We start from the raw sequence: 12,274 nt of genomic DNA, 5'->3' as shown, positions 1-12,274 counted from the left end.
CTCCGTGAATTAAGCATTAAGGCGACGATGATGGTGAATTGCCGCCGCGATAACCGGCTTCAACTGGCTGAAGTCATCGGCGGGAGCAGAAACAGGGCGTGGCGCAGCAACCGGTTCGGGTTCAGGAAAGAAGCGGTTGATGAGGGTGGACATCAAACGAATCGCCAGGATCAGGAGAAATAAAAAAAGAAGAACGAATCCCATCCCGGAGAACATTAATGTGATGCCTTCGCCAATAAGTTGAGCATCATTCATATAAATCCCTTAATAAATACGGCACGTTTTATATAAGCGTCGTGCCGTATTATTTCGCAGCGTCAGAAAAATTACTTAATAAAGCTCACGTTCTTGCATATTTCATCCGCAACGATGTCTTTACGCTGGTTAAATATCACTTTATTTTGCTCAAAGAGATTATTTCCATGGGTATCTATTGATACGATTAATGGACCAAACTCCTTAACCCGGCAAACCCACAGCGTTTCCGGCATGCCAAGGTCGCGCCAGTGCGATTCTTCAATTTCTTCCACGCAGACAGCCGCAACGACCGCACACCCGGCAGGGAAGACGCAGTGCAGCGCTTTATGTTCCGCGCATCCCTCTTCCGTGCCCTTGCCCATGCCGCCTTTTCCCACGATCAGCTTCACGCCCGTTTGTGCAATAAATTCCTTCTCAAATTTTTCCATGCGCATACTGGTGGTTGGGCCCACTGACACCATTTCGAATTTATCATCACTGTCTTTTATCGGTCGAACAATTGGCCCCGCATGTAATATCGCACCACCTCTTATATCAACCGGTAATTCACGTCCGCCTTCAATTAAACGACGATGCGCCACATCACGACAGGTGACAATATGCCCATTCAGATAAATAATATCACCCGCCTTTATATCAGCCAGATCTTCAGCCTTAATCGGGGTCGTCAGAATTTTTTTAGCCATCAGAGAGTGACTCCTGTGTGAGACATAATGGTGTAATTCAGGTCCTTATCAAAAATGATGTGGCCTTTACGATGAGACCAGCAGCCGACGTTCACCGCCACGCCAATCGTCGAAGGATGCCGCGCCGTATTTTCAATATTGACGCCCATCACCGAGGTGTTGCCAGACATACCCTGTGGGCCAAGGCCAATCTTGTTAATCCCCTCTTCCAGCATTCTCTCCAGCGATGCAGCGCGTTCGTTTTCATTATGTGAACCCACCGGGCGCATCAACGCTTTTTTAGAGAGCAGCGCAGCGGTCTCTACCGATGTTGCGACGCCTACGCCAACCAATAACGGTGGGCAGGCATTGAGGCCGTAGGTGGTCATGACATCCAGCACAAAACGCGTAACGCCTTCATAACCCGCGCCAGGCATCAGCACCATCGCTTTTCCCGGAAGGGAACAGCCACCGCCAGCCATGTAGGTATAGATGCTGCACTGATCAGAATCGGGAACGATCTCCCAGAATACCGTCGGCGTGCCCTTACCGACGTTTTTGCCGGTATTGTATTCATCAAAGGTTTCAACGCTGTTGTGGCGCAGCGGAGAGTCGTTCGTTGCCTGAATGACGGCCTCGCGCAGCAGAGCTTCCAGTTGCCCAATCAGGGGGAAATTCGCCCCACACTCCACTAAAAACTGGATAACCCCCGTATCCTGGCAAGAAGGACGATCCAGTTCTTTCGCCAGCCGCTGGTTATCGAACATGGTGGTAAAGATGACGTTCGCCAGCGCGCTGGTCTCTTTTTTCTGTAACGCTTCCAGCTTTGTTGTGACGTCATCTGGCAATACTTTGCCGGTATATCCCACGAATTTGGCCATAATGTCGGTCATTCGGGATATCTGATCGCTTTTACTCATACATACTCCTTAGTCGAACAGCGTCCGTGAATTACGGATGAAAAGGGAAAAGAATTGGCAGCAGAATCAGGCTGACAATCGTTGAGACGATAATGAGAGGGAGCCCGGCTTTGGCGTAATCAATGAACTTATAACCGCCTGCGGCCAGCACCATCATGTTGGCAGGCATGCCGATAGGGGTGGCGTAGGCGCAAGAGCCGCCGATAACCGTAGCCATCAGTACCGCGCGCGGATCGGCCCCCATGCCTGCGGCAATAGAGAGGCTGACCGGGACCAGGAGTGCGGTCGTCGCCGTATTGGACATAAAATTGGTCATGACGACGGAGAGGGCAAAAACCGCCACCAGCAGCATAAATGGAGAGGAATTCTCCCCCAGCATACCGATAACCTGCGCGGCGACCAGTTTACCCGCGCCGGTAATTTCCAACGCTTTTGCAAGCGCCAGCGTACCGCCGAAGATAAAAATAGTTTGTGAATCAATGGCTTTATAGGCCTGCTTCTCGTTAAGAACGCCGGTCACAACCAGCACTAACGCGCCAATACATCCCGTTACCGCCAGATTGATCCCAATACGTTTTTCAAAGATCATGCCGAGGATCGTGACGATCAACACCACCAGGGAGAGGACCTGTTTCCATTGCGGAACATGGCTGTAATCCTGCTGCTCACCGACGCTTCCCACGGCCCCACTGTTGGGATTATTCGGCAGGAATTTATAGCCCAGCGTCAGGAAGTAAATAATTCCGCAAATCAGCATGGGCAAACCGATTTTGGCGTATTCGAAAAAGCCAAAGCCGCTGCCGATATTCTGCAACGCAGATTGCGCAATTAAATTGCCCGGCGCGCCAATCAGCGACAAATTGCCCCCCAGTGCGGCGGCAAAAACCAGCGGCATCAGCAGGCGAGAGCGGGCAAAACCGGATTTAGCCGCCACGCCGATCACCACCGGGATGAGGACTGCTGCGGTTCCGGTATTTGAAAGCACGCCTGACATCAACCCGACCACCACCATGATGGTGAAAATCAGCTGTTTTTCGGTTTTGGCGAAACGCGTGATGACGCCGCCGACTTTGTTCGCCATCCCTGTTTCGAACAATGCACCGCCCACAATAAACATCGCCACAAACAGAATGACATTGGTATCAATAAAGCCTGCAAATGCTTGCTTGAGATCGAGCACACCAGTCAATACCAGCGCCACGCACACCAGCATTGAAGTGACGGCAAGCGGCAATTTTTCCCACACAAACATTGCGATAGCGAACATCAGAAGACATAGGGTAATGGTAATCGGTTCCATGATAACTATCCTATCAATGATATATGATATTGTATCCAATTAAGGTGGGATGCAAATTATTCCCTTAAAAAAAGTAAGTCAATCGAATTCAGGAGAAAGATCGCGGAGTGAGATCTTTATCAAGATCTCGGGCAGTGTGCCGCTAACTGATTAATTTATAGAATAAATATAACCACTAATTTTATTGCGATAGTGAATTATTCAGCATGAGGATCCACGACATAACGTGTCAGCATATTTTCCATGGATCGGATAATGTGTTCTCGCATACGCTGTCGCGCCAGAACCTCATCGTGGGCTTCCAGCGCCTGCAAAATCCCTTTATGTTCCTGAATAGAAATAACGGCATACTCCTCTTCCGTGACCTTATGCCCCATCGACAAGCCATTCCACATGTTACACAGCAACATTTTCATTTTTTCATTGCCGGCAACATTCCAGATTTCCATGTGAAATGCCTGATTTAAATCGGAATACTCAGCAGAGTTATTTTCAGCGAGCGCTTTTTCTGCCGCGTGATGAATGCGGGCGATTTGCGAAATATCAGTACCGGGCCGCGAGGCTTTAGCGACGGCTTCGCTCTCAAGCAGGGCGCGAATTTCATAATGCTCGCGAATAGTTTGCGCGTTAATGCCCAGCACCACGGCCCCTTTGTTAGGGCGCACTTTAATGAGTCCGTCGGCCGCCAGAATCTGAAAGGCTTCACGCACGGGCATGCTGGATACACCAACCATTTTGGCAATGCCTTCCAGGGTAATTTCCTGGCCTTCAACCAGATCCCTGGACAGAATTGCTTTTCGCAATACGGCAGCAACCTGCTCTTTTGCAGAAAGAAGCTTAATCTTCCCTAATTTAGGCTTCGGCACTTTCCCAATCCTTCATATGTTGACGCATTATTTCCGCTAAAGTGAGGAAATAGCGCTGTGTGGCCTGAGCAATCTCATCGTTATCTTGCTTGCTGATTGCGCCCGCAAGCGCCCCCAGAAGCTGGGCAGATTCGTGATTATCCTCTTTCAGATACAAAATCACATACGAAATATAGCCTTCCAGAAACTGCTGGTACGCTTTTTCCAGATAGCGATTATCAATGTAGCTGATTAACGCATGGTGAAATTCAAGCTCATGCGATCTCTCGTCAGCATAAGCAAGCGCTTCGGCCCGTGAACGCAGCGTTTCCCCGGCGAAAGCGGGAATGCGCGTAAAGAGCTCGGCCGCCATCACGGCAATCACGCGAAAGATATGGCTAACATGTTCAGGTTCAAGATGCGCTACCTGCATATGGCGATTGGGTAGCCGCACCAAAAATCCTTCTTGCTCAAGAGATTGCAATGCTTCCCTGACCGGCATTCGTGAAAGCCCCAGCTGTTCAGCCACACTTTCCTGCGCCAGCTCTTCCCCCGCTTTAATACTGCCGGAGAGGATTTCATAGCGAAGCATTTGCGTGATGTGGTCCCTGGTTTGCTTTCTTTCGATCTTTTTCACAACGTCCTCGTCGGTGGCCAGTCAAAAGGCAGGGAATTTTAGCAGATTTCGACTGTTTCACGGCAGAGTACAGACAAAAATGCCGGAACTTATGCTCCGGCTTCTTTAAGGGGAAGGTTTACATCACTTATTCACAAACTCTTCGCCGAGCGTAATATCTTTTCTCAGCGTATCGAGCATACCTTCCAGCGCCTGTTGTTCAAACGCGCTCAGCTTGCCGATAGACTGACGCTCTTCCACACCGTTTTTGCCCAGCAGCAACGGCTGAGAGAAGAAACGCGCGTACTGACCGTCACCTTCCACATAGGCGCATTCAACGATGCCTTTCTCGCCCTGCAGGGCGCGAACCAGAGAAAGGCCTAAACGCGCGGCAGCCTGACCCATCGACAGGGTTGCTGAGCCGCCACCGGCTTTGGCCTCGACCACTTCCGTACCCGCATTCTGGATACGTTTGGTGAGGTCAGCCACTTCCTGCTCGCTAAAGGAAACGCCAGGGATCTGCGACAACAGCGGCAGAATGGTCACGCCAGAGTGGCCGCCGATCACCGGCACTTCAACCTCAGTCGCTTTTTTGCCTTTCAGCTCCGCCACAAATGTATTTGAGCGGATGATATCCAGCGTCGTGACGCCGAACAGTTTGTTCTTATCGTAAACACCCGCTTTTTTCAGCACTTCTGCCGCGATGGCAACGGTGGTGTTGACCGGGTTAGTAATAATGCCAATGCAGGCTTTCGGGGCGGTTTTCGCCACCTGCTGCACCAGGTTCTTCACGATCCCGGCATTCACGTTAAACAGATCGGAGCGATCCATTCCCGGTTTACGCGCGACGCCCGCGGAGATCAGCACCACATCCGCACCTTCCAGCGCCGGAGAAGCATCTTCACCTGAGAAGCCTGTGATCTTCACATCGGTCGGGATATGACTGAGATCGACCGCCACGCCAGGCGTAACAGGGGCGATATCATAGAGAGTGAGTTCTGAGCCTGAAGGTAGTTGGGTCTTAAGTAGTAGGGCAAGCGCCTGACCGATACCGCCGGCGGCACCAAGGACTGCAACTTTCATCCGAAACTCCTTATTATGGTTAATGTCATTCAGGGTGACCTGTCATGTACCGCGAAACCGACGCAGGGCACTGCCTGTTATACTCCGTTGCGGCGACCTTAATTCACGGTGTAAATAATTACAATCTAATTACTTACAGAATGAGGGGTATTTAGCAGCCTTGCTACAAAATTGCTCACTCGTTTACCGGGAAGGGTCTTTTTCACGTAACCAAATCCACATCAACTATCACTTAAACTATAACCAGTGATCTGGTTAAAACAACATCATTTTCATAACATTTAATTTACTTTTAACCTTATTTGCAGGCCGTGATATAGGCATGTTTATTAATAGTAAATTTTGCTAAGATCCGCCCCTTCTCGCGATTATTATCCGCCTTTTTTGCAGATTATTTGCATAAAAATGCATTTATATGCATAATCATGTTAATTTCATCACCATATACGGGTGACTTATGCGAAGTTCAACCAAACAAGAAGAATTAGTGAAGGCGTTCAAAGCGCTATTAAAGGAAGAAAAGTTTAGCTCTCAGGGTGAGATCGTCCAGGCGCTGCAGGAGGAAGGGTTCGAGAATATTAATCAATCCAAAGTCTCCCGCATGCTGACCAAGTTTGGCGCGGTTCGTACCCGCAATGCCAAGATGGAGATGGTCTACTGCCTGCCGGCTGAACTCGGCGTTCCAACGACCTCCAGTCCACTGAAAAATCTGGTGCTGGATATCGATTACAACGATGCGGTTGTGGTTATCCACACAAGCCCTGGCGCCGCGCAGCTGATTGCCCGCCTGCTTGACTCACTGGGTAAAGCGGAAGGTATCCTCGGCAGCATCGCCGGTGACGACACCATCTTTACTACCCCTGCCCGTGGCTTTACGGTGAAAGATCTCTACGAAGCTATTCTGGTGCTGTTCGAGCAAGAGCTGTGATCCTCCATCCTCTGGTCATTGGCCAGAGGATAATTCCTTTTTACCGCTTCGTTTCCCCGACGTTCCTCCGCCCCCCATTTTGCATTAAGTGCTAAAAATGGATTAAACACATAGTTTCAGTGAATACTTCCGCGCAAGATCGCACGAAAAATCAAATTCATGTATCCATATGATTTTCTTAGATTTCAATTCACGATACAGCACTAATACACCATTTTTTATTCCGTTTAGGCATAAAAATCATTGTATTTAAAACAGATTTACGCGTGAAACCATTAGTCTGGTATTAATTTTAGATGTGATTAGTGTATACTTAATTTCGTGATGAGGGTCACAAAACAAAGACCCTCCAAATAATTCGACGAGGTGTAGATCATGAAAATCAAAACAACTGTTGCGGCTCTGAGCATCCTTTCCGTTATCTCTTTTGGCGCTTTCGCCGCTGACTCTATTAACAGCGATCAAGCGCAAAATCGCCAGGCTATCGGCACCGTTTCCGTCGGTGCAGTCGGTTCTTCTCCGATGGATATGCATGAGATGCTGAACAAGAAAGCGGAAGAACAGGGTGCATCCTCTTACCGCATCATCGAAGCGCGTACCGGTGACCACTGGCACGCAACGGCTGAACTGTACAAATAAGTTTGGCTTATAGAGTAGGTAAGATTTAGGTAAAAAAATTTTCTACAGCGGTCCAGGAAGCCATGTTTTCTCCTCTCACCGCTGTCGCACATGGTGGAGTAAAAATTATGAAAAACGCAATGATCATCGCTTCTTTGGGTCTGGCTTCTGTTCTCTCTTTTGGTGCCAGCGCCGCTGAGCAAATTAGTGCAGAACAAGCACAGAGCCTGCAATCTATGGGCACCGTTTCCGTATCTCAGGTCGGCAGCTCGCCGATGGATATGAATAGCGCATTATCAGCAAAAGCAGCAAAAGAAGGCGCAAGCGGCTACCGCATTATTGAAGCGCGTTCCGGTAATACCTGGCACGCGACCGCAGAACTGTACAAATAAACCCTCGTCGTCTTGTCCGACGACTTGCCCCCGCCGTTACGCGGGGGCTTTTTTATGTCCGCGAAAGGTTAAAGCGCAGCATCCCTTCCAGCTCTTCCTCTGCTTCATCAAATAACAGTATCAGCGCACCGTAACGCCGCTTCTGCTTCTCATCCAGATGCAGGAACTCTATCTCCAGCGGCAGCGGAAGCTGGCTACCGGTCACTACATCCCATAAGGAATCGAGATCGTGAACCAGCCCACTCTTGAGTATGAAGAGGCGCGTGAACTCGCGGTAAAAATCACCCTGATTTTCTATTTCATCAAAATCAAAAGAATAGACTTCCATCACTCGCCCTCAATTTTCCCGCCGCTGTCATCCGCCACTAAGTATAGCGATAAAAAAGCCGACGCTGAGGGCGTCGGCTTTGACAGGAGGATAAATGTGAGTGGGCCTGATGATTGTTAGCTGTTGGTCAGTGCGCTCTGATACTTATGCAGCATCGCCACCAGCCGTCCAACCGGTTCGGTGACCTGGGGTGACGCATCCCAGATGCGCAGTTTTTCCTGATAGATGTCTAACTCTTCCAGGAGACGCAGGAAGTAGCGACGACGCTTATCATCGCTGCCCGCAGAGATCACGCTGTCCGCAGTACGTCTGAGCTGGCGGTGGAACTCAGAGAGATCCTGATTCACCGGCACTGGCGCATCGCGCAGACGCTGGTGCGCAATAATCAGCGACAGGGCCAGACGGAACTTGGCGATATCGTCAGGGAATTTATTCAGCAACAGGAAGAGTTGCTGATAAAGCGCAGGTAGATGGTTCTCTTTACGACGCGCGGAGTTAGTGGTCATCGCCGAAACCGCGGCAGACACAAACTGGTTCAGCAGCACGCGGCCCGTGCGTTCACGCGAGTTATCGCGAATCAGCATAATCACCATCAGCGCCAGGAAGCAGCCCACCAGCTGGCCCAGAGCGCTATCAAGAAACTTACTGAACTCAAACGTCATTGGGTTATCGAGCACGATAATGTTGATAGTACTCGCCAGCGCGCCCAGCGATCCCAGCCGCCGTTTCTGCACCTCGATACCAATAAAGAACGCCAGCACCGCAAGGCTGATGCAGAGTAACAGCATGCTTTGCTGGGTAGAAGGGATGATAACCAGGAAGAAAAGCGTCCCCAGCGGCAGCGCCAGCAGCGTGCCGTAAAGGAAGTCGACGGCGACCATTCGAGGGTTTGGCAAACGCATAGCCAGCGAGGTGACCACCGCAATCATCACCATCGCCCCGCTGCCGGACGTCCAGCCGGTCCACAGCCAGAAGAGCGTGCCGAGCACGCAGGACACCGTCGTACGCCAGAAGTTAACCATCGCATGGTGGCGTTCGGCAGACTCGGCCTTCACCACCACTTCGTCCTGAAGAATTTCCTCTTCGCGAGCGCTGATTTTGGTGTTGCCAATTACGCCGCGCTTCAGCAGCAGGTAGCGCGTCGCCGTGCCTACCCAGCCGTAAATCGTCACCGGCGTGCCGTGTTCCCCCGTCCAGGCCATCACCCGACGCATACGTTTGAGCTGGCGATGCACGTCCTGCACGGTCTCAACCGGTTCGGCGAAGAGTTCGCGATAGTCATCGGTGACCGTTTCCGGGCGCGTATTCTGAATAATGTAGGTTTCGCAAGCCTGGGTGATCATGGTCAGGGAGACCGTGTTCAGCGCCTTTAAGCGCCGATTCGCGCGTGACCAGCGGGAAGACTCCATGCTCAGGTTGCTGCGCATCCCACCCAGGGCTGCGGTGCGGCGCACCAGCCCACTCCACGCGCGGTCAACTTCTTCACTGTCGCCGTGCTTAATACACAACTGCATCAGGCGATATTGATCGATAAGCAGGTTATCCAGTTCAAGGTCGATCTCTTTTTTGATCGATCGCGGGGAGAAAAGCAGATCGGCCATGATCGCACAGACGATACCAATGACGATCTCGCTACAGCGTTCGACCGCAAATTGCGGCGTGAGGAGCGGTTCAGTCTGAATGGTGATAACGATAATCAGCGCCGTGTAGCCCGCCAGCCCCCACGCGTAGGAGTTTTCGACGCGTACCAGCGAGGAGAGCCAGGTACAAAAACCGGCCCAGATACAGCACACCAGAATCATTAACAGCGGCGCGCGGATCATCAAAATAATGATGGTTAACGCTGCGATACAGCCGATAAAGGTCCCGATAATACGCAGCATTCCACGATAGCGAATAGCGCCTGAATAGGGTTCGCCACCGGCTGCAAAGGCCGGGCCTGCCGCGACGATTGCTGCCGTCAGTACCGCCCAGCGCGGCGTTTCCAGCTCAAAGTGAAAACCGACAAACAGCGCCAGCACAATCGCGCACGCCAGTTTAATGGCAAAGCGGATGTGCTGATTGGCAATGCTAAAAATGCCCATAACGATTAACCGAACTCACGCAGACGCAGCGCCAGTTTCTGGAAGAAGGTCATGTTCTGCGCGTCCCGGTCTTTTTCGCCGGTGATCACCACGGTTGCGGTTGTCCCGGCAGGCCAGATGTTATCCTGCTGTTCATCAAGATGAATACGAACCGGCACACGCTGCGCCAGACGTACCCATTCAAGGTTGGAATCAATGGTCGCCATACCTTTCGCGTCATTGCTGCTGCTGGCGTTGGTTACGCCCGCCGCGATGCTATCTACGGTGCCTTTGATAACACGGTTGCTGCCAAGCGGAGTGACTTCCGCACGATAGCCTTTACGCACACCTTCCAGCTTGGTCTCTTCCAGGTAGGCCAGTACGTAGAACGAATTCTTTTTCACCAGCGCAACCGCCGTAGAGCCACGGGTAATAAACTCCCCGTTAAAGACGTTGAGGTTAGTGACCCAGCCAGCCGCAGGCGCACGGATAACGGTACGGTCGAGGTCCAGGCGCGCAAGGTCGCGCGTCGCCTGCGCCTTGGCTAACTGATGCTCGACGGTTTGCAGGACGTTATTGGCCTGGTCGATTTCCTCACGCGACATCGCCTGAATACCTAACTGGTTACGACGCCCGGCTTCACGACGTTTTTCGCTGGCGAGCGCTTTGTAATACGCCACATCCGCTTCAGCTTCTTCCAGCGCTTTCTGGTAACGTGGCTGGTCAATCGTGAACAATACCTGGTCTTTATTAACCAGTTGGTTATCCTTGATATTTACCTGAGTAATCAGCCCGGAGACATCAGGCGCGATGGCGACCACGTCGGCGCTGAAGCGCGCATCACGCGTCCACGGCGACTCGGTGTAGTACACCCAGGCGCGAAAAATGGCGACAAAAGCCAGAATAACCAGTATCAGTGTGATGGCTGTACGGGAGATTTTTCTTATTAGCGTTTTCACATCTACCTCAAACGAACAAACGTGATATCAGATAAAAAAGACAGCAATACAATGCCGTATTGAACAGCGCAGGGTGCCAGACAAAGTCATAGATACCGGTTGGAATAAGCAGTCGCCTCACCCCCCAGAAGATGGCGAGCGACAATAGCAACTCAAAGAAGATCGGCGGGAATGACAGGCCGAAAATCACAATGACAGGAAACAGACTCATGTTGACCTTGGTTTAGACTAGCGTGCAGGTGAGAGTGCGCTTTAATTATTCAGCTAACAGTATATTAACGTAACTGTTATGCCGTTATCTATATATTGTGATCTAAATCACTTTTAAGCCAGAGTGAATAATGGAACGACTAAAACGAATGTCGGTATTTGCGAAAGTGGTCGAGCAAGGCTCGTTCACCGCCGCCGCGAAACAGCTTCAGATGAGCGTCTCTTCCATCAGTCAGACTGTATCAAAGCTGGAAGATGAGTTACAAGTTAAGCTGTTAAACCGCAGCACGCGTAGTATAGGTCTCACAGAAGCCGGCAAAATATATTACCAGGGCTGCCGCCGAATGCTGTTTGAGGCTCAGGACGTCCACGAACAGCTCTACGCGTTTAACAACACACCTATCGGTACACTGCGAATCGGGTGTTCTTCAACTATGGCACAAAATGTCCTCGCGCGGATCACCGCAGAGATGTTGAAAGAGTACACCGGCCTGACGGTTAATCTGGTTACGGGTATTCCGGCGCCGGACCTGATTGCCGATGGCCTTGATGTGGTGATACGCGTCGGCGCGTTGCAGGATTCCAGCCTCTTCTCGCGCCGGTTGGGCTCGATGCCGATGGTTATCTGCGCGGCTAAAAGTTATCTACAACATGCAGGCATTCCTGAGAAACCCGCTGACCTCGCAAACCATTCGTGGCTGGAATACAGCGTGCGCCCGGATAATGAATTTGAGCTGATCGCCCCGGAAGGGCTGACCACCCGCCTGATCCCTGAAGGGCGATTCGTGACTAACGATCCGATGACGCTGAGCCGCTGGCTCTCTGCGGGCGCGGGGATCGCATACGTGCCGCTAATGTGGGTGATTGAAGAGATTAACCGTGGCGAGGTAGAAATTTTACTGCCGCGCTACCAGTCCGATCCGCGTCCGGTCTACGCGCTTTATACCGAAAAAGATAAGCTGCCGCTGAAGGTGCAGGTGTGTATTAACTACCTGACCGATTATTTTGTCGAGGTTGCCAAATTATACCAGGGGATGCGGGGCAAAGATGAGACGGGAGAGCGGTGAAACAGTTTGCCTGATGGCGCTA

The 12,274-nt window shown here is 51.2% G+C and carries 15 protein-coding genes; 4 read left to right on the top strand and 11 right to left on the bottom strand.

Features of this window, described 5'->3' with window-relative positions; genetic code table 11:
- Nucleotides 1–9 precede the first annotated feature (9 nt).
- The 7 genes from G163CM_RS20410 to mdh all read right to left on the bottom strand — a co-directional run bounded on the left by G163CM_RS20410 (nucleotide 10) and on the right by mdh (nucleotide 5,687).
- Entirely contained in the window at nucleotides 10–255 is a 246-nt protein-coding gene (locus G163CM_RS20410; RefSeq protein WP_231826092.1) for an oxaloacetate decarboxylase subunit gamma, read from the bottom strand.
- Nucleotides 256–326: 71 nt separating this feature from the next.
- Complete coding sequence (gene ttdB / locus G163CM_RS20405) at nucleotides 327–944, bottom strand: L(+)-tartrate dehydratase subunit beta (RefSeq protein WP_231826091.1); 618 nt, start codon at nucleotides 942–944, stop codon at nucleotides 327–329.
- Nucleotides 944–1,843: a L(+)-tartrate dehydratase subunit alpha gene (ttdA, locus tag G163CM_RS20400; RefSeq protein ID WP_231826090.1), complete on the bottom strand. Its 900-nt coding sequence runs from the start codon at nucleotides 1,841–1,843 to the stop codon at nucleotides 944–946. The genes ttdB and ttdA overlap by 1 nt, the downstream gene beginning before the upstream one ends.
- Nucleotides 1,844–1,874: 31 nt before the next feature.
- Nucleotides 1,875–3,143: an SLC13 family permease gene (locus tag G163CM_RS20395; RefSeq protein WP_231826089.1), complete on the bottom strand. Its 1,269-nt coding sequence runs from the start codon at nucleotides 3,141–3,143 to the stop codon at nucleotides 1,875–1,877.
- A gap of 197 nt (nucleotides 3,144–3,340) precedes the next feature.
- Nucleotides 3,341–4,009 carry a GntR family transcriptional regulator gene (locus G163CM_RS20390; protein WP_231826088.1) on the bottom strand — a complete coding sequence of 223 codons (669 nt, stop codon included), beginning with the start codon at nucleotides 4,007–4,009 and terminating at the stop codon, nucleotides 3,341–3,343.
- Nucleotides 3,996–4,625 (bottom strand): GntR family transcriptional regulator, encoded by a 630-nt coding sequence (locus G163CM_RS20385; protein ID WP_231826087.1) that lies wholly within the window; start codon nucleotides 4,623–4,625, stop codon nucleotides 3,996–3,998. The genes G163CM_RS20390 and G163CM_RS20385 overlap by 14 nt, the downstream gene beginning before the upstream one ends.
- Before the next feature lie 123 nt (nucleotides 4,626–4,748).
- Complete coding sequence (mdh, locus tag G163CM_RS20380) at nucleotides 4,749–5,687, bottom strand: malate dehydrogenase (protein WP_231826086.1); 939 nt, start codon at nucleotides 5,685–5,687, stop codon at nucleotides 4,749–4,751.
- Between the two features lie 457 nt (nucleotides 5,688–6,144).
- On the opposite strand from mdh, the gene argR reads away from it, so the two are divergent.
- From argR to yhcN (G163CM_RS20365), 3 genes are all read left to right on the top strand, one after another.
- A complete protein-coding gene (gene argR / locus G163CM_RS20375) occupies nucleotides 6,145–6,615 on the top strand; it encodes a transcriptional regulator ArgR (protein WP_015962796.1) in 471 nt (156 codons plus the stop codon).
- 375 nt (nucleotides 6,616–6,990) lie between these two features.
- On the top strand, nucleotides 6,991–7,254 hold the full coding sequence (gene yhcN, locus G163CM_RS20370) for a peroxide/acid stress response protein YhcN (protein WP_015962795.1): 264 nt from the start codon (nucleotides 6,991–6,993) through the stop codon (nucleotides 7,252–7,254).
- A 107-nt stretch (nucleotides 7,255–7,361) separates the two neighbouring features.
- The gene (gene yhcN / locus G163CM_RS20365; protein ID WP_015962794.1) at nucleotides 7,362–7,625 is read left to right on the top strand and encodes a peroxide/acid stress response protein YhcN; all 264 of its coding nucleotides are present in this window, start codon (nucleotides 7,362–7,364) and stop codon (nucleotides 7,623–7,625) included.
- A 52-nt stretch (nucleotides 7,626–7,677) separates the two neighbouring features.
- Here the strand turns inward: yhcN (G163CM_RS20365) and G163CM_RS20360 are convergent, their stop codons facing one another.
- From G163CM_RS20360 to aaeX, 4 genes are all read right to left on the bottom strand, one after another.
- A complete protein-coding gene (locus G163CM_RS20360) occupies nucleotides 7,678–7,953 on the bottom strand; it encodes a barstar family protein (RefSeq protein WP_231826085.1) in 276 nt (91 codons plus the stop codon).
- A gap of 116 nt (nucleotides 7,954–8,069) precedes the next feature.
- Nucleotides 8,070–10,037, bottom strand: coding sequence for a p-hydroxybenzoic acid efflux pump subunit AaeB (gene aaeB, locus G163CM_RS20355; RefSeq protein ID WP_231826084.1), 1,968 nt, complete (start codon nucleotides 10,035–10,037; stop codon nucleotides 8,070–8,072).
- Nucleotides 10,038–10,042: 5 nt separating this feature from the next.
- Nucleotides 10,043–10,975, bottom strand: a complete 933-nt coding sequence (gene aaeA / locus G163CM_RS20350) for a p-hydroxybenzoic acid efflux pump subunit AaeA (protein ID WP_015962791.1) — start codon at nucleotides 10,973–10,975, stop codon at nucleotides 10,043–10,045.
- A gap of 7 nt (nucleotides 10,976–10,982) precedes the next feature.
- Nucleotides 10,983–11,186 carry a p-hydroxybenzoic acid efflux pump operon protein AaeX gene (aaeX, locus tag G163CM_RS20345; protein ID WP_015962790.1) on the bottom strand — a complete coding sequence of 68 codons (204 nt, stop codon included), beginning with the start codon at nucleotides 11,184–11,186 and terminating at the stop codon, nucleotides 10,983–10,985.
- Nucleotides 11,187–11,316: 130 nt separating this feature from the next.
- Between aaeX and aaeR the strand changes: the two genes are divergently transcribed.
- Nucleotides 11,317–12,252, top strand: coding sequence for an HTH-type transcriptional activator AaeR (gene aaeR / locus G163CM_RS20340; RefSeq protein WP_015962789.1), 936 nt, complete (start codon nucleotides 11,317–11,319; stop codon nucleotides 12,250–12,252).
- The last annotated feature ends 22 nt before the right edge of the window (nucleotides 12,253–12,274 follow it).

This window comes from Pseudocitrobacter corydidari (assembly GCF_021172065.1).
Classification (GTDB): domain Bacteria; phylum Pseudomonadota; class Gammaproteobacteria; order Enterobacterales; family Enterobacteriaceae; genus Pseudocitrobacter; species Pseudocitrobacter corydidari.
The sequence above is the reverse complement of the archived record's forward strand: the minus strand, read 5'-3'. Positions and strand labels throughout refer to the sequence as shown.

Coding starts and splice junctions, on each gene's coding strand:
- yhcN (WP_015962794.1), top strand. CDS start 7,362: ATGAAAAACGCAATGATCATCGCTTCTTTGGGTCTGGCTTCTGTTCTC.
- aaeR (WP_015962789.1), top strand. CDS start 11,317: ATGGAACGACTAAAACGAATGTCGGTATTTGCGAAAGTGGTCGAGCAA.
- yhcN (WP_015962795.1), top strand. CDS start 6,991: ATGAAAATCAAAACAACTGTTGCGGCTCTGAGCATCCTTTCCGTTATC.
- G163CM_RS20360 (WP_231826085.1), bottom strand. CDS start 7,953: ATGGAAGTCTATTCTTTTGATTTTGATGAAATAGAAAATCAGGGTGAT.
- aaeB (WP_231826084.1), bottom strand. CDS start 10,037: ATGGGCATTTTTAGCATTGCCAATCAGCACATCCGCTTTGCCATTAAA.
- ttdA (WP_231826090.1), bottom strand. CDS start 1,843: ATGAGTAAAAGCGATCAGATATCCCGAATGACCGACATTATGGCCAAA.
- G163CM_RS20410 (WP_231826092.1), bottom strand. CDS start 255: ATGAATGATGCTCAACTTATTGGCGAAGGCATCACATTAATGTTCTCC.
- argR (WP_015962796.1), top strand. CDS start 6,145: ATGCGAAGTTCAACCAAACAAGAAGAATTAGTGAAGGCGTTCAAAGCG.
- ttdB (WP_231826091.1), bottom strand. CDS start 944: ATGGCTAAAAAAATTCTGACGACCCCGATTAAGGCTGAAGATCTGGCT.
- mdh (WP_231826086.1), bottom strand. CDS start 5,687: ATGAAAGTTGCAGTCCTTGGTGCCGCCGGCGGTATCGGTCAGGCGCTT.
- aaeX (WP_015962790.1), bottom strand. CDS start 11,186: ATGAGTCTGTTTCCTGTCATTGTGATTTTCGGCCTGTCATTCCCGCCG.
- G163CM_RS20395 (WP_231826089.1), bottom strand. CDS start 3,143: ATGGAACCGATTACCATTACCCTATGTCTTCTGATGTTCGCTATCGCA.